The following is a 22,030-nucleotide window of genomic DNA, read 5'->3' on the forward strand; positions in this document are numbered from 1 at the left end:
GCCATCTCACGTCGAGCGTGAGGTGGCGGGCCGTCCCGGTCGCCGGGTCTCGTCCGGCTCGGGTCAGCGCGTCGAGGTCTCCTCGGACGCGTCACCGGTCCCGGCGGCCGCGACGTCGACGAGCCACAGCGTGCGCTCGGTCCCGGCGACGGCCGCGGCCGGGGTGTCGTGCCGGTCGGCGCCGCCGAGTGCCGCGGCGACCGCCGGCGCCTTCTCCGCACCCGCCGCCACGACCCAGACCTGACGAGCGGCCGCGAGGGCCTCGAACGTCAGCGTGACGCGCTCCGGCGGCGGCTTCGGCGAGCCGTGCACGCCCGCCGTCGGGACGCCGGACACGTCGAGCCCGGGGTGTCCGGGGAAGAGCGAGGCGACGTGCCCGTCCGGCCCCATCCCCAGGAGCAGGACGTCGAACTCCGGGACGACCGCACCGTCGTCGGCGTGGGCGGCGAGCTCCTCCGCGTAGCGCGCCGCGGAGTCCTCCGGTGTCGCGACGACGTCGGACGCCGGCATCGGGTGCACGTTCTCGGCGGGAAGGTGCGGCAGATGGGCGAGCAGGGCGTCGCGGGCCTGGGTCTCGTTGCGCTCGGGGTCACCTGACGCGAGGAACCGCTCGTCCCCCCACCACAGGTGGACGCCGGACCAGTCGACCGCGTCCCGGGCGGGATGGCGCGCGAGCGCGGCGAGGCTCGCGATCCCGACCGTGCCGCCCGTCAGCACGACGTGCACGGGTCGACGCGTCGACTGCACGTCGAGGAGGCGCGTCACGAGGCGCGAGGCGACGGCCTCCGCGAGGACGGCGCCGTCGGGGTGCACGACGACGAGGCGCGCGTGCGACGCGTGGGCGGCACCGGGGGTGACCGTTCCCTCGCCGCTCACGCGCCCACCTTGGCGAGCCCCTTGGTCAGCACCTCGCCGTAGACCTCGTCGGGGTCGAGGCGCCGCAGCTCCTCGATGAGCGCCTCGCTGAGCGTGCGGATCGGGAGCGCGACGCGGCGGTCGGGCTTGCCCGGCTGGCTGATCGTCACCGTACGGCCGTCGGGCCGGTCGAGGACGACGGGCCCGCTCTTGCGCTCGAGCGTCACGCGCGTGATCGCCTCGGCGCCGCGGCGGCGGACGACCTCCGCGGGGCAGCGCAGGCGCTGCCCGAGCCACGCGGCGAGGAGGTCGAGCGAGGTGTGCCCGGCCTGCCCCTCGACCGTCACGCTCGTCACGGGGTCGTAGGGCGGCTGGTCGAGGGCCGCCGCGATGAGCCCTCGCCACAGCGTGACGCGGGCCCAGGCGAGGTCGGAGTCCCCGGGGCCGTAGGTCGTGGCGAGCGTGGCGAGCGTCGCCTCGGGGTTCTTGGCCGTGATGGAGTCCGTGATGCGGCGCTGGGCCATCGCACCCACCGGGTCGTCGTCGGGCGAGGCCGGCGGCTCGCCGGGCCACCACACGACGATCGGGGCGTCGGGCAGCAGGAGCGGCATGACCAGGGTGTCGGCGTGCTCGAGCAGCGGGCCCGAGGTGCGCAGCACGACGACCTCGGACGCGCCGGCGTCTCCGCCCACGCGGATCTGCGCGTCGAGGCGTGCCGAGCTGCTGCGCGCCGCGGGAGCCACGACGACGACCCTGCAGGGGTGCTCGCGACTCGCGTCGTTCGCGGCCTCGATCGAGGTCTCGACGTCGGCTTCGCGCGCGATGACGACGAGCGTCAGGACGCGACCCAGGGCGATCGCGCCGCCCTCGTCACGCAGGCGCACGAGTCGCTTGTTCACGGCGTTCGTCGTGGTGTCGGGCAGGTCGATGATCATCGCGGGGTCCTCCCCGGTCGCGTGCTGGCGGAGCGCGCCGGGAGACGCGCGGGTCGGTGCGGTCCGGCGGCGGCGCCGGCAGGGCGGCGGGTGCCGGTGCGAGCGCTCACGGCCGCCGCCACGAGCGACCGTCGCGCGCGAGCATCTCGTCGGCCGACGCCGGACCCCACGTCCCGGAGCGGTACTGCTCGGGCGAACCCTTCGCGGCCCAGTGCGCGGTGATCGGGTCGAGGATCTTCCACGACAGCTCGACCTCCTCGCGCGTGGGGAACAGGGGCGGGTCGCCCAGCAGGACGTCGAGGATCAGGCGCTCGTACGCCTCGGGCGACGACTCCGTGAAGGCGTGGCCGTACCCGAAGTCCATCGTGACGTCGCGCACCTCCATGGCCGTCCCGGGCACCTTGGCGCCGAAGCGCATCGTCACGCCCTCGTCGGGCTGGACGCGGATGACGAGGGCGTTGTTGCCGAGGTCGGACGCCTGCGACGTCTCGAACGGCAGGTGCGGCGCCTTCTTGAACACGACGGCGACCTCGGTCACGCGCCGGCCGAGGCGCTTGCCGGTGCGCAGGTAGAACGGCACGCCCGCCCAGCGGCGGTTGTCGATGTCGACGCGGATCGCGGCGTAGGTCTCGGTCTTCGACTCGGCCGGGATGCCGTCCTCGTCGAGGAACCCGATGACCTCCTCGCCGCCCTGCAGCCCGGCGGCGTACTGGCCGCGGGCCGTGTGCCGCGACATCTCGCGCGGCACGCGGACGGAGGACAGCGCCTTGATCTTCTCGGCGCGCAGCGACGGTGCGTCGAACGAGACCGGCTCCTCCATCGCGACGAGCGCGAGGAGCTGGAGGAGGTGGTTCTGGATGACGTCGCGCGCGGCGCCGATGCCGTCGTAGTACCCGGCGCGGCCCCCGATGCCGATGTCCTCGGCCATGGTGATCTGCACGTGGTCCACGTAGTTCGCGTTCCAGATCGGCTCGAACATCTGGTTCGCGAAGCGCAGGGCGAGGAGGTTCTGGACCGTCTCCTTGCCGAGGTAGTGGTCGATGCGGAACACCGAGTCCGGGGGGAAGACCTCGGAGACGACGGCGTCGAGCTCGCGCGCGCTCTCGAGGTCGTGCCCGAACGGCTTCTCGATGACCACGCGGCGCCAGGCGTCGCCCTCGGAGCGCGAGAGGCCCGACTCGGCGAGCTGGCGGCACACGACCGGGAAGGCGCCCGGGGGGACCGAGAGGTAGAACGCGTGGTTGCCGCCCGTGCCGCGCTCCGCGTCGAGCGTCTCGACGGTCTCGCGCAGGCGCTCGAACGCGTCGTCGTCGTCGAACGAGCCCTGCACGAAGCGGATGCCCTCGGCGAGCTGGCGCCACGTCGCCTCACGGAACGGCGTGCGGGCGTGCTCCTTCACCGCGTCGTGGACGACCTGGGCGAAGTCCTGGTCCTCCCAGTCACGGCGCGCGAAGCCGGTGAGCGCGAAGCCCGGGGGGAGGAGCCCGCGGTTCGCGAGGTCGTACACCGCGGGCATGAGCTTCTTGCGTGCGAGGTCACCCGTCACGCCGAAGATGACGAGCCCGCACGGGCCCGCGATGCGCGGCAGCCGCAGGTCGAGGGGGTCGCGCAGGGGGTTGTGCTCTGCCGTGATCTTGGCCGGTCTCACCTGGTGGCACCGTTCCGTTCGAAGAGGGGAGAGGGGTCTGGGGCGCGCCGCGATCCTAGGAGGGGACGCGGCGCGCCCGTGCGGTCTGCTCGCGGACCGGGACGGGCGTCAGCCCTGGTCGGCGGCCTTGCGCAGGTTCTCCGCGGTGGTCTCGAGGAGCTCGGTCCAGCTGTCCTCGAACTTGCGCACGCCCTCGGCCTCGAGGCGGGCGGTGACCTCCGTGATCGAGACGCCGAACGACTCGACCGTCTCGATCGTGCGCCTCGCCGCGGCGGCCGTCCCCGTCACCGTGTCCTCGGTGACGACGCCGTGGTCCGCGAACGCCTGGAGGGTGCCCTCGGGCATGGTGTTGACCACGCCGTCGGTGACGAGCTCGTCGACGTACATCGTGTCGCGGTACTCCGGGTTCTTCACGCCCGTGGACGCCCAGAGCGGCCGCTGGGGGTGGGCACCGGCCGCGGCGAGCGAGCGCCAGCGGTCCGTGCCGGTGAACTCCTCGTACGCCTCGAACGCGAGGCGTGCGTTCGCGATCGCGGCCTGGCCGCGCAGGTCCAGCGCCTCCGGGCTGCCGACCTTCTCCAGGGCGGCGTCCACCGCCGTGTCGACGCGCGAGACGAAGAAGGACGCGACCGAGCCGATCGGGCCGAGGTCGATGCCCGCCGCGCGCGCCTGCTCGAGCCCGGTCGCGAACGCGTCCATGACGGCGCGGTAGCGCTCGAGCGAGAAGATGAGCGTGACGTTGACGCTGATGCCCTGGGCCAGGGTCCCGGTGATCGCCTCGAGGCCGGTGAGCGTGGCCGGGATCTTGATGTAGACGTTGGGTCGGTCGATCGTGCGCCACAGGCGCTCCGCGACCTCCACCGTGGCGGCGGCGTCCTCGTTCGCGAGGCGCGGGTCGACCTCGATCGACACGCGACCGTCGACGCCGTCGGTGGCGTCGTAGAGCGGGCGCAGCAGGTCCGCGGCGGCGCGCACGTCGTCGGTCGTGATCCGCTCGACCGCGGCCTCGACCGCCGCGGCATCGGTGCCGGACGGCGCGAGCTCGGCGAGCTGTGCGTCGTAGGCGTCACCCTTCGACAGGGCGGCGGCGAAGATCGTGGGGTTCGTCGTCACGCCCACCACGCCGCGCGTGGCGACGAGGTCGGCGAGGTTGCCCGAGCGCAGGCGCTCGCGGGACAGGTCGTCGAGCCAGATGGACACACCCGCCTGCGTGAGCTGCTCGATCGGTCCGGGGACGGTGGTCTGCGTCATGAGGGGTCCTCTCGTGGTGCCTCGACGGGGCTCGAGGGCCCCGGCGGTCCGTCCCGGCGGGTGGGCCGCGGGTCGACGACCCGTGGCGCAGGTCCGAGGTGGGGCGCCGGGACCGGGGCCCCACCTCGGAATCTACGGTCGGTCAGGAGAGGTCGCCAGTGCCGCCCTCGACGGGCTTGGCAGGCCCGCCCGGGGCGTCGCCGCCCCGCGCGGCCGCGATCGACTCGCGGGCTGCCGCGGCGACGGCCTCCGCCGTGATGCCGAACTCGCGGTACAGGACCTTGTAGTCGGCCGACGCGCCGTAGTGCTCGATGCTCACGACGCGACCGGCGTCGCCGACCAGCTCGCGCCAGCCCTGGGCGACGCCCGCCTCGACGGAGACGCGGGCCCGGACCGCTGCCGGCAGGACCGACTCGCGGTACGCGTCGTCCTGGAGGTCGAACCACTCGCGGCTCGGCAGCGACACGACGCGCGCCTGCACGCCCTCGGCCGCGAGCTGCTCGCGCGCCTCGACGGCGAGCTGCACCTCGGAGCCGGTGCCGAGCAGGATGACGTCGGGCGTGCCCTCGGCGTCGACGAGCACGTAGCCGCCGCGCGCGGTGCCCGACGCGTCGGCGAAGCCGTCCGTGCCGCGCGGGAACGTCGGGACGTTCTGGCGCGTGAGGACGAGGCCCGCGGGGCGCTCGGTCGTCTCGAGGATCGTGCGCCAGGCCCACGCGACCTCGTTGGCGTCGGCGGGGCGGACCACGTCGAGACCGGGGATGGCCCGCAGCGCCGCGAGGTGCTCGATCGGCTGGTGCGTCGGCCCGTCCTCGCCGAGGCCGATCGAGTCGTGCGTCCACACGAACGTCGACGGGATCTGCATGAGCGCGGCGAGACGGACGGCCGGTCGCATGTAGTCGGAGAACGTGAGGAACGTGCCGCCGTAGGCGCGCGTCCCGCCGTGCAGCACGATGCCGTTGAGGATCGAGCCCATCGCGTGCTCACGGATGCCGAAGTGCAGCGTGCGCCCGTACTCGTTGCCGGGGAACTTCTTCGTGGCGTGCTCGACCGGCACGAACGACGGCTCGCCGTCCATGGTCGTGTTGTTGGAGCCCGCGAGGTCGGCCGAGCCGCCCCACAGCTCCGGCAGCACGTCCTTGAGCGCCGTGAGGACCTTGCCCGAGGCGGCCCGGGTGGCGACGTCCTTGCCCGGCTCGAACGAGGGGAGCGAGTCCTCCCAGCCCGAGGGGAGGGTGCGCGTCGTGAGGCGCTCGAGCAGCTCGACGCCCGCCGGGCTCGCGGTCTTCCAGGCCTCGAACGCGGTGTCCCACGCGGCGCGCTGGTCGCCCTGGCGCTCGGCGACGGCGCGCGTGTGGGCGAGCACGTCGTCGTCGATGGCGAACGTCGCCTCGGGGTCGAGCCCGAGCTCGACCTTGAGGCCGCGGACCTCGTCGGCGCCCATCGCGGAGCCGTGGATGCCGCCCGTGTTCTGCTTCGTGGGCGATGGCCAGCCGATGATCGTGCGCAGCGCGATGATCGACGGCTTGCCCGTCTCGGCGCGCGCCGCCTGGAGCGCCGCGCCGAGGGCGTCGACGTCCTCGGTGTAGCCCGTGCCGCCGTTCGTGAAGTCGACGCGCTGGGTGTGCCACCCGTACGCCGCGTAGCGCGCGAGGACGTCCTCCGTGAACGCGATGTCGGTGTCGTCCTCGATGGAGATCTTGTTGTCGTCCCAGATCACGACGAGGTTGCCGAGCTGCTGGTGGCCGGCGAGCGACGACGCCTCGGAGGTCACGCCCTCCTGCAGGTCGCCGTCGGAGGCGATGACGTAGACGTGGTGGTCGAACGGCGACTCGCCCGGCGCGGCGTTCGGGTCGAGCAGGCCGCGCTCGCGGCGCGACGCGAAGGCCATGCCCACGGCGGACGCGAGGCCCTGGCCGAGCGGGCCGGTCGTGATCTCGACGCCGTTGGTGTGCTTGTACTCGGGGTGGCCCGGGGTCTTCGAGCCCCACGTGCGCAGCGCGGCGATGTCGTCCATCTCGAGGCCGTAGCCCGCGAGGAAGAGCTGCAGGTACAGCGTCAGGGACGAGTGGCCGGCCGACAGCACGAAGCGGTCGCGGCCGACCCAGTGGGAGTCGGCCGGGTCGTGGCGCATGACCTTCTGGAACAGGAGGTAGGCCGCGGGCGCGAGCGAGATCGCCGTGCCCGGGTGGCCGTTGCCGACCTTCTCGACGGCGTCGGCGGCGAGCGCCTTGATCGCCTTGACGGCCCGGTCGTCCAGGTCCGTCCAGTCCAGGGGCGTGTGAGCAGGGGGCAACGCGTTCACCGAACCTCATTCCCGTCCGGAGCGCGCGCCCCGGATCCTCGCGACAACTCGAAGCAACCGTCGACCTGTCCCTGCCGATAACGCCCCGACGTCGTCGGGACCGGCCGCGGACGGCGCGACCCGCCGGTCGAGCGGACGACGGGCACGGTGCGGCGCAGCGCGGTTGCACCACCCAGCCTATACACGTGCCCGGTTCCCGCCCGGTGGGTGCTCACCTCGTGGATTTCGGTCGGATCTCACACAATATGCGGGCCCGTGCGGTCGGCCCCGTGGCAGGTCGCGACGTACGATGCTCGGGGACGGCCGGTGGTCCGTCCCCGCTCGCCCCCCTCGTCAGAACGGAACACCGAAGCGCGTGCACACCACGAGCCAGGCACCGATCGACGGGACCGTCGTCCCGTCGCGCACCGTGCCGACCCCCGGGTCGGCGGACGAGGCGACGCGTCCCTCCGCGGCCGTCGCGGCGCGCGGGGTGAGGGAGCGCGTCGGCGCGTACGTCGCGCTGACGAAGCCGCGCATCATCGAGCTCCTGCTCGTCACGACCGTCCCGACGATGATCCTCGCGGCGGGCGGGTTCCCGGACTTCTGGCTGGTCGTCGCGACCCTCGTCGGCGGCACCCTCGCCGCCGCGTCCGCGAACGTCTACAACTGCTACCTCGACCGCGACATCGACGAGATGATGAACCGCACCAAGCGGCGCCCGCTCGTCACGGGCGAGGTGACGCCGCGCGCGGCGCTCGTGTTCGCCACCGTCCTCGGCGTGGTGGCGCTCGTGTGGTTCGCCGTGCTCGTCAACGCGCTCTCGGCGTGGCTGACGTTCGCCGCCATCGCGATCTACGTCGTCGGCTACACGATGATCCTCAAGCGCCGCACGCCGCAGAACATCGTCTGGGGCGGCATCGCCGGCTGCATGCCGGTCTTCATCGGGTGGTCCGCCGTCGCGGACTCGCTGAGCTGGGCCGCCGTCGCGCTCTTCCTCGTCATCTTCTTCTGGACGCCGCCGCACTACTGGCCGCTGTCGATCAAGTTCAAGCGCGACTACGAGAACGCGGGCGTCCCGATGCTCCCCGTCGTCGCGGACGACCGCAGGGTCGCGCGCGAGATGATCGTGTACGGGCTCGCGATGGTCGCCTCGTCGCTCGCGCTGTGGCCGCTCGCCGGGATGACCTGGGTCTACGGCCTCGTGGCGACGGTGCTCGGCGTGTGGTTCATGGCGTCGTGCGTGACGATGCTGCGCCGCGCCCAGGACCCGTCGCGCGGCAAGATCGGCGCGATGAAGGTCTTCCACGCGTCGATCACCTACCTGACGCTGCTGTTCGTCGCCGTCGCGGTCGACGTCTTCCTGCCCTTCTGAGACCTGGCGGTCAGCGGCCGGGCCCACCCGAGCTCTGCGCCGACCTGGGTGTCGCCCGGGCAGCCTCCGGGGCCGCGTCGGTCCGCGCGGGCATGATGGACCCGTGCCCCCTGCCCTCTCCACCCGAGCCGGCGAACCGGCGCCCGCCGCGCCTGCCGTCCCCGACGCGTCCGCAGAGCCCGCCGCGCCCGCGGCGTCCCGGGCGCCCGTCGTCGTGCCCGACGCGCTCGACCGGGCCGCGCGCGAGTACCTCGCGCACCTCGCGGTGGAGCGCGGGCTGTCGGCCAACACCGTCGCGGCGTACCGCCGGGACCTGGCCCGCTACGTCGCGTTCCTCGCCGGGCGCGGCAACCACGCCGTGCGCGACGTCGCCGCGGAGGACGTCGGCGCGTACGTCACCGCGCTGCGCACCGGGTCCGACGGCGGCGCGTGCCTCTCGCCGTCGTCCACGGCCCGGTCCGTGGCCGCGGTGCGCGGCTGGCACCGCTTCTGCGCCGCGGAGGGCCTCGCGGACGGTGACGCCTCGGCCGACGTCCGCCCGCCCGCGCAGGGCAAGCGGCTGCCGAAGGCGATCTCGACCGACGAGGTCGAGCGCATCCTCGAGGCGGCCGGTGCGGGCGACGGCGCTGCGCCGCTGCGCGACCGGGCCCTGCTCGAGCTCGTGTACTCCACGGGGGCCCGCATCTCCGAGGCCGTCAGCCTCGACGTCGACGACCTCGACCTCGGAACCGGCGCCGTGCGCCTCCTCGGCAAGGGCGGCAAGGAGCGCGTCGTGCCGGTCGGCTCGTTCGCGCGGCGGGCGCTCGACGCCTATCTCGTCCGCGGCCGCCCGGACCTCGCGTCGCGCGGCCGGGGCACACCGGCGACGTTCCTCAACACGCGCGGTGCGCGCCTGTCGCGGCAGAGCGCGTGGGCCGTCCTGCGCACCGCCGCGGAGCGGGCGGGGCTCGCGCACCCCGAGCGGATCTCCCCGCACACCCTGCGCCACTCGTTCGCCACGCACCTCCTCGCCGGCGGCGCCGACGTGCGCGTGGTGCAGGAGCTGCTCGGCCACGCGTCCGTGACCACGACGCAGATCTACACGCTCGTCACGCCCGACACGCTCCGCGAGGTCTACACGGCCTCGCACCCGCGCGCGCTCGGCTGACGGTCGCGCGCCGCGCACCCGCGGGACCGCGTAGTCCCGCCGTCGGACGCCGTCCGCTCGGCGTCCCGCCGGCTGCCGTCCGCCCCCGTCGTCCGGGCACCGGATCGCGGCGCGCGGGCGCGTGCGCACGGGCGGGCACGGAGGGCTGCGATACCGTGGCGGACGTGAGCAGCCAGGCCGAGACCCAGCACGAGACCGGCGGCACGTACCCCGCGCCCGGTGCCGGCGCCCGTCCCGCCGCCCCCTCGGACGCGTCGCCGGGCGTGCCGGCGGAACCCGCGACCCCGGCGGCGGAGGCCCCGCGTGTCGACGTCGTCGGCCGCCCGCTCCCGGTGTTCCCGGACCCCGCGCCGCTCGCGTCGCACGGACCGGGACGCATCATCGCGATGTGCAACCAGAAGGGCGGCGTCGGCAAGACGACCACGACGATCAACCTCGGCGCGGCGCTCGCCGAGTGCGGGCGCCGCGTGCTCCTCGTCGACTTCGACCCGCAGGGCGCCGCCTCCGTCGGCCTGGGGGTCAACCCGCACGAGCTGGACCGCACGGTCTACAACCTCCTCATGGAGCGCGGCGCGGACATCCACGACGTGCTGGTCCCCACCGACGTCGAGAACCTCGACCTGCTGCCCGCGAACATCGACCTGTCCGCGGCGGAGGTCCAGCTCGTCGGCGAGGTCGCGCGCGAGTCGGTCCTGTCCCGGGTGCTGCGCCCCGTGGTCGACGACTACGACGTCGTCCTCGTGGACTGCCAGCCGTCGCTCGGCCTGCTGACCGTCAACGCGCTCACCGCCGCCCACGGCGTCCTCATCCCGCTCGAGTGCGAGTTCTTCGCGCTGCGCGGCGTGGCGCTGCTCGTCGAGACGATCGAGAAGGTGCGCGACCGGCTGAACCCGCGCCTCGACGTCGACGGCATCCTCGCGACGATGTTCGACTCGCGGACCCTGCACTCGCGCGAGGTCGTCGCCCGCGTGCACGAGGCGTTCGGCGACAAGCTGCTCCAGACGGTGATCGGCCGCACCGTGAAGTTCCCCGACGCGTCCGTCGCCGCGGAGCCCATCACCATCTACGCGCCGAACCACCCGGGCGCCCACGCCTACCGGCAGCTCGCGCGGGAGCTGGTCGCCCGTGGCGACGCCGCCTGACACCGAGGCCGCGCCCCCGCGCACCGAGCCGCGTGGCTTCGAGGTCCGGCTCGACAACTTCAACGGGCCGTTCGACCTGCTGCTGTCGCTCATCACGAAGCACAAGCTCGACATCACGGAGATCGCGCTCGGTCGCGTGACCGACGACTTCATCGGGTACATCCGCGCCCAGGAGCGCGCCGCGGCGCAGGCGCACGCGGCGGGCGACGCCCACCCCGGCTGGGACCTCGGGACGGCGAGCGAGTTCCTCGTCGTCGCGGCGACCCTGCTCGACCTCAAGGCGGCCCGGCTCCTCCCGTCGGGGATCGTCGACGACGAGGACGACCTCGCCCTCCTGGAGGCCCGCGACCTGCTCTTCGTCCGGCTCCTGCAGTACCGCGCGTACAAGGAGGTGTCGGGCGTGCTCGCGCAGCGGCTGGAGAGCCAGGGCCGTCGGTTCCCGCGCGTCGTGCAGCTCGAACCGCACCTGGCCGCGCTCCTGCCGGAGCTCGTGTGGACGATGGGTCCCGACCGCCTCGCGGCTCTCGCGGCGGGTGCGCTCGCGCCGAAGGCGCCACCGCCCGGGGTCGACCTCGCGCACCTGCACGCCCCGGCGGTCAGCGTGCGCGAGCAGGCGGACGTCGTGGCGGCGCACGTGCGGCGCCAGGGCGCGACGACCTTCCGGGCCCTCGTCGCGGACGCGGGGGAGACGGTCGTGGTCGTCGCGCGCTTCCTCGCGCTGCTCGAGCTCTTCCGCGAAGGGCTCGTCGGGTTCGACCAGGTCTCCCCGCTCGGCGAGCTCACGGTCCGGTGGGCGGGCGAGGACGACGCGGGCCTCGCGGCCGGTGTCGGCAGCGAGTTCGACGAGGACGACGAGGACGACGAGCAGGGACGCGACCAGGACGTGGTCCTGGCGCGCGACGCGACGGAGGTGCACGCGTGACCGAGGTCGAGGACGACCCGACCGTGGAGGAGTCTGCCGTGACGGCGGACGACGCCGTCGACCTGCCCGACGTCCACGGGCTCCCCGGCGGGCTGCCCGCCGCGCTCGAGGCGGTCCTCATGGTCGCCGACGAGCCGATCCCCGTGGTCGAGCTCGCCGCGGCGCTCGCCGTCCCGACCGACGAGGTCGCCGAGACCCTCGTCACGCTCGCGGCCGAGTACCGCGGCGAGGACGGCGGCCGGGCGCGCGGGTTCGAGCTGCGCGAGGCGGGCGGTGGCTGGCGCGTGTACTCCGCGCCGGCGCACGCCGAGGTCGTCGGGCGGTTCGTGCGGGGCGGTCAGACGGCCCGGCTGACCCAGGCGGCGTTGGAGACTCTGGCCGTCATCGCGTACCGTCAACCGGTCAGCCGGGGGCAGGTGTCCGCGGTCCGGGGCGTGAACGTCGACGGCGTGGTGCGCACGCTCGCCGCGCGCGGGCTCGTGGCCGAGGTCGGGCAGGACCCGCACACGGGCGCAGGCCTGTTCGGCACGACCGGGTACTTCCTCGAGCGCATGGGCTTCTCGTCGCTCGACGAGCTGCCCCCGCTCGCGCCGCACCTGCCGGGGATGGACGATCTCGAGGGGATCGACGGGCTCGCCGACCTCCGGTCGGCCGGCCCCCGACGGCCCTCGGTGGCACAGACGCCCGACGACGCCGCGTCGACCGACGCGGCGCACGACGAGGGCACGGACGAAGGACAGCGATGAGCACAGCAGACCGACGCCGGGACGGCGACGGGTCACGACGACGCGAGGGCGCGCAGGGCCGCGACGCAGGCCGGGGGACCGGCGGCGCCGGTCGCGGCGCGGGCGGCGCCGGTCGCACCGGCGGTGGCACCGGTCGCGGGGCCTCGGGTCGGGGCGGTGCACCGGGCGGCGCCGGTCGTGGCCGTCGGGGCGCTCCCGGCGCACGGCCTGCCCCGCAGCAGCAGCGCCGCCGGCCGGAGCCCACGGAGCCGGTCCGCGACGTGCACGTCGAGGACGGCGTGCGGCTGCAGAAGGTCCTCGCGTCGGCCGGTCTCGGCTCGCGCCGCGCGTGCGAGGAGCTCATCGCGGACGGCCGCGTCGAGGTCGACGGGGTGCGCGTGCGCGAGCTGGGCGTGCGCATCGACCCGGCGACCGCCGTCGTGCACGTGGACGGCCTGCGTCTGCAGCTCGACACGTCGCGCGTCACGCTCGCCCTGAACAAGCCGCGCGGCGTCGTGTCGACGATGCACGACCCGGACGGGCGCACGTCGCTCACCGACTTCGTCGCGGACCGCTCGGAGCGGCTGTTCCACGTCGGTCGGCTCGACGCGGACAGCGAGGGCCTGCTCCTGCTGACCAACGACGGCGAGCTGGCCAACCGCCTCGCGCACCCGTCCCACGAGATCGCGAAGACCTACCTGGTGACCGTGCAGGGCAAGCTGCCGGGGAACGTCGCGAACAAGTTCCTCCACGGGATCGAGCTCGAGGACGGCGTCGTGCGCGCCGACTCCTACCGCGTGGTCGACCAGGTCGCCGACCAGACGATGGTCGAGATCGTGCTGCACTCCGGCCGCAACCGCGTCGTGCGCCGCATGTTCGAGGAGGTCGGCCACCCGGTGACCCGTCTCGTGCGCACGCGCATCGGCCCGATCGCGCTCGGCAACCTGCGCCCCGGCACGACGCGCGTGCTCGGGCGCACCGAGCTCGGGACCCTCATGTCCGCCGTCGACCTCTGAGGTCCGGCGAGACGTCCGCACCACCGCACGAAGGAGCACCACCCATGCCGGTCCGGGCCATCCGGGGCGCGACCCAGCTCGACGCCGACGAGCGCGAGCACCTCTTCGCGCGCACCCGCGAGCTCGTGCAGGAGGTGCTCGACGCGAACCGGGTCGACACGTCCGCGCTCATCTCGATCCTCTTCACGTGCACGCCCGACCTCGTGTCCGACTTCCCGGCCGCGGCCGCACGCGAGCTGGGCCTCGGGGACGTCCCCCTGATGTGCGCGACGGAGATCGCGGTCCCGGGCGCGCTGCCGCGCGTCGTGCGGCTGATGGCCCACGCCGAGCTGGACGTCGACCGCGCCGACGTCCAGCACGTGTACCTGCACGGCGCGACCGCGCTGCGCCGGGACCTCGCCCAGTGAGCACGGCCGGCCGGGTGAGCACGCGCGGTGACGCGCGAGGAGGAGACGAGATGACGCAGGGGACGCCGGGCACCGACGCCCGCGCGGAGGGCGGCGCCGCCGCTCCGCTGACGATCGCGATCGACGGGCCGTCCGGGTCGGGCAAGTCGAGCGTCGCGAGAGGTGTGGCCCGGCGCCTCGGCCTCGCGTACCTCGACACGGGGGCCATGTACCGGGCCGCGACGTGGTGGTGCCTGCACCGCGGCGAGGACCTGGACGACACGGTGGCCGTCGCGCGCGCCGTGCGCGTCATGCCCCTCGCCGTGGGCCTCGACCCCGACGACCCCACCGTCCACGTGGACGGCACCGACGTGGGGGAGGCGATCCGCAGCACGGAGATCTCCACCGCCGTGAGCGCCGTCGCGACGAACCTCGACGTGCGCGCCGAGCTGCGTCGCGTCCAGCGCGCGGTCATCGAGGCGGAGCGCGGCCCGTCGGGGTTCTCGGCAGGACGCGGCGTCGTGGCCGAGGGCCGGGACATCACGACGGTCGTCGCGCCGGACGCCGACGTGCGCGTCCTGCTCACGGCGAGCGAGGAGGCGCGCCTCGCCCGCCGCTCGCTCGACGTGCACGGCACCGCCGACGCGGCGGCGGTCGAGGCGACGAAGGACCAGGTGCTGCGTCGTGACCGCGACGACTCCACCGTCTCCCAGTTCCGCGTCGCGGCGGACGGCGTCGCCACGGTCGACTCGTCGGACCTCGACCTCCCGCAGACGGTCGACGCGGTGCTGGCCGTCGTGGGGCGCACGACCGGTCGGGCGGTGGGCCCCCGCCCCGCGCCGTGAGCGGCGCGCCCGCACCCCGCGTCCCGTCGCCCGCGGGACCGGCGTGGTCGCGGTGGGTCGGGCGCTTCCTCGCCCGCGTGGTGTGGGCGACGCGCGTCGAGGGCGCCGAGAACGTCCCCACCGAGGGGCCGGTCGTGCTCGCCGCGAACCACACGGGCGTCGTCGACGGACCCCTGGTGCTCGGGGTCGCGCCGCGGCCGCTGCACGTGCTCGTCAAGGACGAGATGTTCGTCGGCCCCGTCGGCACGGTGCTGCGTGCCGCCGGGCAGATCCCCGTGGACCGCGAGGGCGGGCGGCGCGCGCTCTCGACCGCCCTCGCGGTACTGCGCCGGGGCGGCGCCGTCGGCGTGTTCCCCGAGGGGAACCGTGGCCGGGGCGACGCCACGTCCGCGCGCGCGGGCGTCGCGTGGCTCGCGCTCAACGGACAGGCGCGGGTGGTCCCCGTCGCCGTCCTCGGCACCCGGCGCACCGGCGAGGGGGTCAACCACGTCCCCGGCCTGCGGCGGCGCCTCGTCGTGCGGTTCGGGACGCCGGTCGTGGTCGAGCGGGCACCCGGCACGAGCGGCAAGCAGGCGCTCGAGGACGCGAACGAGCGGATCCGGCACGAGCTCTCCGTCCTCGTCGCCGACACCGTCGCGAGCTCGGGGATCGCCCTGCCCCTGGACGACCCGAACCGCGAACGCCTCACGCCGTGAGCGTCGTCGCCGTCGGTGACCGGCCCGGCACGGGCGTCCTGCTCGGGCTCGCGTCGGCGCTCGCGTTCGGCGCGTCCGGACCGTTCGTCAAGCCGCTGCTCGAGGCGGGATGGACCCCCGGCGCGGCGGTCCTCGCCCGCGCGCTGTGCTCGGCGCTCGTCCTGGCGCCGTTCGCCGCCCTCGCCCTGCGCGGGAGCCGTCGTGCGCTGCGCGCCGAGTGGCGGCTCGTGCTCGGGTTCGGGCTCGTGGCGGTCGCCGCGACCCAGCTGTGCTACTTCGCGGCCGTCGAGCGGCTGCCGGTCGGCGTCGCCCTGCTCATCGAGTACCTCGCGCCCGTGCTGCTCGTGGGGCTCGCCTGGGCACGCACGCGGCGGGTGCCGCCGGGACGCACGCTGGCCGGGTGCGCCGTCGCCGTCGCCGGCCTCGTGCTCGTCGTGGACCCGGGGGGAGCGAGCCTCGACGCGCTGGGCGTGCTCCTCGCGCTGGGCGCCGCGGTCGGTCTGGGCGCCTACTTCGTGCTCTCCGCCCGGCCGACGACGGTCCCGCCCGTCGCGCTCGCCGCGTCCGGCCTCGGCGTCGGCGCGCTCGCGCTGGCGGCCGTGGGCGCGACCGGGCTGCTCCCGCTGCGCGCCCCGCTGGTGGACGTCCCGCTGCTCGGGTCCACCGTGCCCTGGTTCGTGCCGCTCGGTGTCGTCGTGCTCGTCGCGACGGCGTTCGCGTACGTGTCGGGCGTCGCCGCGACCGTGCGCGCGGGGGAGCGGCTCGCGTCGTTCGTCGGGCTCTCCGAGGTGCTGTTCGCCGTGCTCATCGCCTGGTTGCTCCTCGGTGAGGTGCCGAGCGTCGTGCAGGGCCTCGGCGGGGTGCTCGTCGTGGTGGGCATCGTGCTCGTCCGCCTCGCGGGGACGGAGCGGGCGGCGCTCGCCCCGGCGGGCGACGTCGCCCGGCGCGCCGGTCCGGCCGACGCGGAGTAGGTTCACGCGTATCCGCGCCGGGCGGCACGGTCCGCGCGACGACGCGCGGGTCCAGCGGGGGGAGGGAGCACCATGGCGGAGAAGGTCACCACCGTCGACGAGTACGTGGCGTCGCTCGCGCCGGCGACGCGCGAGGTCGTCGAGCACCTGCGCGGCGTGATCCACGCGACGGTCGAGGGGCTGGGCGAGCGGATCAGCTACGGGATCCCGACGTTCACGCTCGACGACCGGTACGTCGTCTACCTCGCCGGCTGGGCTCACCACGTCTCGCTCTACCCCGTGCCCGACGACGAGGACGACGACCTCGCGCGCCGGATCGCGCGGTACCGCGACGGCAAGGGCACGCTCCGGTTCCCGCTCGCGGAGCCGGTCCCGGACGACGTCGTGCGCGACGTCGTCGCGCGGCTCGCGGCCCGTCATCACGGAGCGGTCGGCTGACGCGCCCGCACGTCCCGACCCGGCTCGCGCGGCGACGTCCTCGCCGCGTTCGGAGAGTGCGCGCACTCCTGGGAGAATGGTCCCCATGACCACACCCGACCAGGCCCAGCCCGGCACGCCCGACGGGTCCACGGACACCGTCGACGACGAGGCGCGCGAGCGCGCGCTGCGCGCCGGACTCGAGGACTACGAGCTCGAGGACACCGACCTCGCCCTCATCGACGCCGACGACCTCGACCTCGAGGAGCACGAGCCCGAGGCGCCCTTGCCGGTGCTCGCCGTGGTCGGACGCCCGAACGTCGGCAAGTCGACGCTGGTCAACCGCATCCTCGGCCGTCGCGAGGCGGTCGTCGAGGACAAGCCGGGCGTCACGCGCGACCGGGTGAGCTACCCGGCGGACTGGGCCGGTCGCCGGTTCACGCTCGTGGACACGGGCGGCTGGGAGGTCGACGTCGCGGGCCTGGAGTGGAAGGTCGCCGAGCAGGCCGAGGTCGCGATCTCGCTCGCCGACGCGGTGCTCTTCGTCGTCGACGCCACCGTCGGCCCGACGGCCACGGACGAGCGCGTCGTGCGTCTCCTGCGCGAGTCGGGCAAGCCGGTCGTGCTGTGCGCCAACAAGGTCGACGGCCAGTCCGGCGAGGCCGACGCGGCGTCGCTGTGGAGCCTCGGGCTGGGCGAGCCGCACCCCGTCTCGGCGCTGCACGGGCGCGGCACCGGTGACCTGCTCGACGCCGCGATGAAGGCCCTGCCGACGGAGTCGGAGCACGGCGAGCTGCGCCCCACGGGCCCGCGCCGCGTCGCCCTGATCGGGCGGCCCAACGTCGGTAAGTCGTCGCTGCTCAACAAGATCGCGGGCGCGGAGCGCGTGGTCGTCGACGAGACGGCGGGCACGACGCGCGACCCGGTCGACGAGCTCGTCGAGATCAAGGGCGTGCCCTACGTGCTCGTCGACACCGCCGGCATCCGGCGGCGCGTGCACCAGACGAAGGGCGCCGACTTCTACGCGTCCCTGCGCACGCAGGCGGCCATCGAGAAGGCGGAGCTCGCGGTCGTGCTCGTCGACGCGTCGGTGCCGCTCACCGAGCAGGACACGCGCGTCATCTCGCAGGTCGTCGACGCCGGGCGCGCGCTCGTCATCGCGTACAACAAGTGGGACCTCATGGACGAGGACCGTCGCCCGTTCCTCGAGCGGGAGATCGAGAAGGACCTCGTGCAGGTGCAGTGGGCGCCGCGCGTCAACGTCTCGGCCCGCACGGGCTGGCACACGGACCGGCTCGTCCCGGCGATGGAGCGCGCGCTCGACTCGTGGGACATGCGCATCCCCACGGGGCGTCTCAACGCGTTCCTCGGCGAGCTCGTCGCGGCGCACCCGCACCCGCTGCGCGGTGGCAAGCAGCCGCGCATCCTCTTCGCGACGCAGGCGTCCACGCGCCCGCCGCGCTTCGTCGTCTTCGCCACGGGCTTCCTCGAGGCGGGCTACCGCCGGTTCATCGAGCGTCGCCTGCGCGAGACGTTCGGGTTCGAGGGCACGCCCCTCGAGATCAGCGTGCGGGTGCGGGAGAAGCGCAAGCGGTGACCGAGCCGCCGACCGGGCCGCGCAGCGGGGTCGCGAGCCGCGGCCGCGTGCTGCGGCTCGGCGTCGTGCGCGACACCGCGGCGGTGCGCCACGTCGTGACGTTCCTCGTGGTCGCGGTCGCGACCGTCCTCGTCACGCGGTTCCTCCTCGCGGCCTCCGGGTACCCGCAGGTGGGCGGCGACGACCTGCACGTCGCGCACGTGCTCTGGGGCGGGCTCGGGATGGCGCTCGGCGTCGTCGTGCTCCTGTCGTTCGTCGGCCCGACGCTCCGGTCGCTCGGGGCGGTGCTCAGCGGGATCGGGTTCGGGCTGTTCGTCGACGAGATCGGCAAGTTCGTCACCGCGGACAACGACTACTTCTACGAGCCGACGGCGGCCCTCATCTACGCGACCGTCGTCGTGCTCGTGCTCGTGGCCGAGGCGCTGCACGGACGACGGCGGCACCACCCGGCCGAGTACCTCGCCGTGGCGGCCGACCGCGCCGTCGCGGGCGTCGCGGGCGGCTTCACGGACTCCGCGCGCGAGGAGGCCCGGGCGCTCCTCGCGCTGGGTCGGGGCGAGCCCGCGGCCCGCGAGGTCGCGGCGCTCGTCGACGCGGTCCCGCGCGACCCCGTCGACCTCCCGGACCCGGTGCGCGCGCTGGTGGACCGCGCGTCGTCGTGGTTCACGGCGGCGCTCGAGCGGCGCTGGGCGGCGGTCGTGGTGGTCGTCGCGGTCCTCGGCGTCTCGGCCGGGTCGCTCGCCGCGGGGGTCCGCGTGCTGACCGGCGGGATCGACGTGCCGACCTGGGTCGGTCTCGGGATCGTCACCGGGGTCGCGGCGACGGTCGCGTGCGTCGTCGTCGGCGTGGTGCGCTCCCGAGGTCGCGGCGCGGGGGACCGGCGGGCCGCGGCCGTGTGGGTGCGCCGGGGCGTCCTCGTCTCCCTCCTGCTCACGCAGCTCCTCGTGTTCCGGGCCCTGCAGTGGGTCGGCGTCGCGGGGCTCGTGGTGGACCTCCTCGTCCTCGCCGCGCTCGGGGCGGCGCTGGGGCGGGACGACGAGCGTCGGCACGGGGGCTCGTCCGCACGGTCCCGCCCGACCGCCGACCCGGCGAGCGAGCGCCGACAGGGTTAGCCTGCTGCACGAGGCGCTCCGCCTCCCGCGTGCAGCAGCCCGCGCGAGCCCGTCGTACCGGTCGTCTGCCGGTCGTCCCCCGGAGCCTGCCCATGAGACCTGCCGCGAAAGTTCTCGCCCTCTCCGCCGCCGCCGGCGCCGCGACCTGGTGGGCACGCCGCCGTGCCGACGAGGCACGGACGGGCGGCCCCCGGGTGCTCGCCGTCACCGTGCACCGGCCCCACGACGCCCTGAGCGCCGAGCTCGAGCGGTCGCGCCCGGCACCGCTCGTCGAGCTCGGTGACGCCGTCCGGCTCGAGACGAAGCCCGCGCCGAAGGACTTCGGCACCGAGCTGCGCCTGACCGTCGAGCGACCGGACGACGTCGACGTCGCCGACGCCCGCCAGGCGCTGCGGCTCACCAAGCAGCTGCTCGAGACCGGGACGGTCATGCCGCCCGACGAGCCGCTCGTGCGACGTCGGACGCTCACCGCGCTGCCGCTCGAGACCGCGATCCGCCGGGCCGGGAAGGAGGGACGGCTGTGAGGGCGCTGCAGTGGACGGGCGTGAACGAGCTCTCCGTCGGCGAGGTCCCGGACCCCGAGCTCCTCGACGACCGCGACGTGATCGTCAAGGTGCGCCGGACGGTGACGTGCGGGTCGGACCTGCACCTGCTCGGCGGGTACATCCCCTTCATGCGCTCCGGCGACGTGCTGGGCCACGAGTTCCTGGGCGACGTCGTCGAGGTGGGTCCGGCGGTGCGCAACCACCGCGTGGGCGACCGCGTCGTCGTGTCGTCGTTCGTCGCGTGCGGGCAGTGCTGGTACTGCCGCCAGGAGCTGTACTCGCTGTGCGACAACGGCAACCGCAACCCCGCGATCACCGAGGGCCTGTGGGGCTTCGCGCCCGGCGGCTGCTACGGGTACTCGCACGCCATGGGCGGCTACATGGGCTCGCACGCCCAGTACGTGCGCGTCCCCTTCGCCGACGTCGGGGCCTTCACCGTCCCGGGGGACGTCACCGATGAGCGGGCGCTGTTCGCGTCCGACGCCGCGGCCACCGGCTGGACGGGCGCCGACCTCGGCGGCGTGTCGCCGGGCGACGTCGTCGCCGTGTGGGGCGCGGGCGGCGTCGGCCAGATGGCCGCGCGCGCCGCGATGCTGCTCGGCGCCGAGCGTGTCTTCGTGATCGACCCGCTCGAGGAGCGCCTCACGATGACGCGCCGGTACGTCGGCTGCGACACGCTGCGGGAGGGGACGGACGACGTCGGTGCGGCGCTGCTCGAGGCGACGGCCGGGCGAGGGCCCGACGTCTGCATCGAGGCCGTCGGCATGGAGGCGGGCGGCGGGTCGCCGCTCGAGGACGCGTACGACCGCACGAAGCAGTACCTGCGGCTCCAGACCGACCGGCCCACCGCGCTGCGGCACGCGATCTACCACTGCCGCAAGGGCGGGAGCGTGTTCGTCCTCGGCGTCTTCGCGGCGCTCGCGGACAAGTTCCCGCTCGGCGCGGCGATGAACAAGGGGCTCACGCTCCGCGGGGCCCAGATGCACGGGCAGCGGTACATCCCCATGCTCCTCGAGCGCATGCAGCGCGGGGAGCTGGTGACGGAGCACCTCGCGACGCACGTCATGCCCCTCGAGGAGGGGCCGCGCGGCTACGAGATGTTCAAGACGAAGGAGGACGGCTGCGTGCGCGCGGTCTTCCTCCCGAACGGCTGAGCGGACGGGCCACCGCGACGGCCGAACCCCGCGTCACGGGTCGACCCGGACCGGATCGACCCGTGACCCGGGGTTCGGCACCCTCCACGCGTGCTGCCCCGGAGGCGGGCGTCAGCGCATCGACGTGACGGGGAAGCCGTCCATGTCGTCGAACGACTGGTTCTCGCCGGCCATCGCCCAGACGAACGAGTAGGCGGCCGTGCCGACGCCCGAGTGGACGGACCAGCTCGGGGAGATGACCGCCTCGCGGTCGCCCACCACGAGGTGGCGCGTCTCGGTCGGCTGCCCGCACAGGTGGATGACGCGCGCGTCGGCCGGCACGTCGAAGTACAGGTAGCACTCGGTCCGGCGGTCGTGCGTGTGGGCCGGCATGGTGTTCCACATGCTGCCCGGGTGCAGTGACGTGACGCCCATGACGATCTGGCAGGACTTCACGCCGTTCTCGTGGATGTACTGGTTGAGCGATCGGCGGTTCGACGTCACCTGGTCGCCGAGCTCGCGCACGGTGCCCTGGCCCGGCAGCGTGAGCACGGTCGGGTACGCGGTGTGCGCGGGCGCGGAGAACAGGTAGAACGCGGCGCGCTCCGCACCGCCCTCGTCCCCGCCCGAGCCGTCGGCGGAGCCCTCGGCGTTCGCGAAGACGACCTCGCGCACGCCGCGGCCCACGTACAGGCACGCGCCCTTCGGCAGCTCGTGCACCTCGCCGTCGGTCGTCACGGTGCCCGTGCCGCCGACGTTGACGATGCCGACCTCGCGGTGCTCGAGGAAGTACTCGCTGCGGATCTCGTCGTACGTCGGCAGCGGCAGCGGGGCGTCGCCCGGCACGGCGCCGCCGAGCACGACACGGTCGTGGTGGGTGTAGGTGACGTTCACCTCGCCCGGGACGAACAGGTCCTGGACGAGGAAGCGGTCGCGCAGCTCCTGCGTCGTCGCTCCGGTGATCTGCTCGGGGCTGGTGGCGTAACGCTGTTCCACGGGTCTGCTCTCCTGGTGGTGCGGGTGGTGCTC

At 74.5% G+C, this 22,030-nt stretch carries 21 protein-coding genes; 15 read left to right on the forward strand and 6 right to left on the reverse strand.

The annotated features are described in order from the left end of the window. Nucleotides 1–63 precede the first annotated feature (63 nt). The 5 genes from pgl to tkt all read right to left on the reverse strand — a co-directional run bounded on the left by pgl (nt 64) and on the right by tkt (nt 6,994). Nucleotides 64–876 (reverse strand): 6-phosphogluconolactonase, encoded by an 813-nt coding sequence (pgl, locus tag ACWPWV_RS15170; RefSeq protein WP_454043780.1) that lies wholly within the window; start codon nt 874–876, stop codon nt 64–66. Next, a complete protein-coding gene (gene opcA / locus ACWPWV_RS15175) occupies nt 873–1,790 on the reverse strand; it encodes a glucose-6-phosphate dehydrogenase assembly protein OpcA (protein ID WP_454043781.1) in 918 nt (305 codons plus the stop codon). Before opcA ends, pgl begins: the two co-directional genes overlap by 4 nt. Before the next feature lie 106 nt (nt 1,791–1,896). After that, entirely contained in the window at nt 1,897–3,438 is a 1,542-nt protein-coding gene (gene zwf, locus ACWPWV_RS15180) for a glucose-6-phosphate dehydrogenase (protein WP_454043782.1), read from the reverse strand. A 108-nt stretch (nt 3,439–3,546) separates the two neighbouring features. Continuing rightward, nucleotides 3,547–4,689, reverse strand: coding sequence for a transaldolase (tal, locus tag ACWPWV_RS15185; RefSeq protein WP_454043783.1), 1,143 nt, complete (start codon nt 4,687–4,689; stop codon nt 3,547–3,549). A 142-nt stretch (nt 4,690–4,831) separates the two neighbouring features. Further along, nucleotides 4,832–6,994 (reverse strand): transketolase, encoded by a 2,163-nt coding sequence (gene tkt / locus ACWPWV_RS15190; protein WP_454043784.1) that lies wholly within the window; start codon nt 6,992–6,994, stop codon nt 4,832–4,834. Nucleotides 6,995–7,349: 355 nt separating this feature from the next. Here tkt and ACWPWV_RS15195 point away from each other — a divergent pair, with 355 nt between their 5' ends. The 15 genes from ACWPWV_RS15195 (at nt 7,350) to ACWPWV_RS15265 (ending at nt 21,022) form a co-directional block, all read left to right on the forward strand. Beyond that, nucleotides 7,350–8,348, forward strand: a complete 999-nt coding sequence (locus tag ACWPWV_RS15195; protein ID WP_454043785.1) for a heme o synthase — start codon at nt 7,350–7,352, stop codon at nt 8,346–8,348. 103 nt (nt 8,349–8,451) lie between these two features. Next, nucleotides 8,452–9,495: a site-specific tyrosine recombinase XerD gene (xerD, locus tag ACWPWV_RS15200; RefSeq protein WP_454043786.1), complete on the forward strand. Its 1,044-nt coding sequence runs from the start codon at nt 8,452–8,454 to the stop codon at nt 9,493–9,495. A 263-nt stretch (nt 9,496–9,758) separates the two neighbouring features. Beyond that, entirely contained in the window at nt 9,759–10,637 is an 879-nt protein-coding gene (locus ACWPWV_RS15205) for a ParA family protein (protein WP_454044557.1), read from the forward strand. Continuing rightward, the gene (locus tag ACWPWV_RS15210; RefSeq protein WP_454043787.1) at nt 10,621–11,559 is read left to right on the forward strand and encodes a segregation and condensation protein A; all 939 of its coding nucleotides are present in this window, start codon (nt 10,621–10,623) and stop codon (nt 11,557–11,559) included. Before ACWPWV_RS15205 ends, ACWPWV_RS15210 begins: the two co-directional genes overlap by 17 nt. A 38-nt stretch (nt 11,560–11,597) precedes the next feature. Beyond that, on the forward strand, nt 11,598–12,305 hold the full coding sequence (gene scpB, locus ACWPWV_RS15215) for an SMC-Scp complex subunit ScpB (protein ID WP_454044558.1): 708 nt from the start codon (nt 11,598–11,600) through the stop codon (nt 12,303–12,305). Further along, nucleotides 12,302–13,300 (forward strand): pseudouridine synthase, encoded by a 999-nt coding sequence (locus ACWPWV_RS15220; protein ID WP_454043788.1) that lies wholly within the window; start codon nt 12,302–12,304, stop codon nt 13,298–13,300. The genes scpB and ACWPWV_RS15220 overlap by 4 nt, the downstream gene beginning before the upstream one ends. Nucleotides 13,301–13,344: 44 nt before the next feature. Continuing rightward, nucleotides 13,345–13,707: a chorismate mutase gene (aroH, locus tag ACWPWV_RS15225; protein WP_435736040.1), complete on the forward strand. Its 363-nt coding sequence runs from the start codon at nt 13,345–13,347 to the stop codon at nt 13,705–13,707. Nucleotides 13,708–13,757: 50 nt separating this feature from the next. Beyond that, the gene (cmk, locus tag ACWPWV_RS15230) at nt 13,758–14,531 is read left to right on the forward strand and encodes a (d)CMP kinase (RefSeq protein WP_454043789.1); all 774 of its coding nucleotides are present in this window, start codon (nt 13,758–13,760) and stop codon (nt 14,529–14,531) included. Further along, nucleotides 14,528–15,226, forward strand: coding sequence for a lysophospholipid acyltransferase family protein (locus ACWPWV_RS15235; RefSeq protein ID WP_454043790.1), 699 nt, complete (start codon nt 14,528–14,530; stop codon nt 15,224–15,226). Before cmk ends, ACWPWV_RS15235 begins: the two co-directional genes overlap by 4 nt. Next, on the forward strand, nt 15,223–16,197 hold the full coding sequence (locus ACWPWV_RS15240) for an EamA family transporter (protein ID WP_454043791.1): 975 nt from the start codon (nt 15,223–15,225) through the stop codon (nt 16,195–16,197). The genes ACWPWV_RS15235 and ACWPWV_RS15240 overlap by 4 nt, the downstream gene beginning before the upstream one ends. A gap of 72 nt (nt 16,198–16,269) precedes the next feature. Then, the gene (locus ACWPWV_RS15245; protein ID WP_454043792.1) at nt 16,270–16,635 is read left to right on the forward strand and encodes an iron chaperone; all 366 of its coding nucleotides are present in this window, start codon (nt 16,270–16,272) and stop codon (nt 16,633–16,635) included. An 85-nt stretch (nt 16,636–16,720) separates the two neighbouring features. Beyond that, the gene (gene der, locus ACWPWV_RS15250) at nt 16,721–18,211 is read left to right on the forward strand and encodes a ribosome biogenesis GTPase Der (RefSeq protein WP_454043793.1); all 1,491 of its coding nucleotides are present in this window, start codon (nt 16,721–16,723) and stop codon (nt 18,209–18,211) included. After that, nucleotides 18,208–19,323 (forward strand): hypothetical protein, encoded by a 1,116-nt coding sequence (locus tag ACWPWV_RS15255; protein ID WP_454043794.1) that lies wholly within the window; start codon nt 18,208–18,210, stop codon nt 19,321–19,323. Before der ends, ACWPWV_RS15255 begins: the two co-directional genes overlap by 4 nt. A 92-nt stretch (nt 19,324–19,415) precedes the next feature. After that, nucleotides 19,416–19,847, forward strand: coding sequence for a hypothetical protein (locus ACWPWV_RS15260; RefSeq protein WP_454043795.1), 432 nt, complete (start codon nt 19,416–19,418; stop codon nt 19,845–19,847). After that, the gene (locus tag ACWPWV_RS15265; protein WP_454043796.1) at nt 19,844–21,022 is read left to right on the forward strand and encodes a zinc-dependent alcohol dehydrogenase; all 1,179 of its coding nucleotides are present in this window, start codon (nt 19,844–19,846) and stop codon (nt 21,020–21,022) included. Before ACWPWV_RS15260 ends, ACWPWV_RS15265 begins: the two co-directional genes overlap by 4 nt. Nucleotides 21,023–21,133: 111 nt before the next feature. Here the strand turns inward: ACWPWV_RS15265 and kduI are convergent, their stop codons facing one another. After that, nucleotides 21,134–21,997, reverse strand: coding sequence for a 5-dehydro-4-deoxy-D-glucuronate isomerase (kduI, locus tag ACWPWV_RS15270; RefSeq protein ID WP_454043797.1), 864 nt, complete (start codon nt 21,995–21,997; stop codon nt 21,134–21,136). Nucleotides 21,998–22,030: the final 33 nt, after the last annotated feature.

The sequence above is a fragment of the Cellulosimicrobium sp. Marseille-Q8652 genome (genome assembly GCF_965112045.1).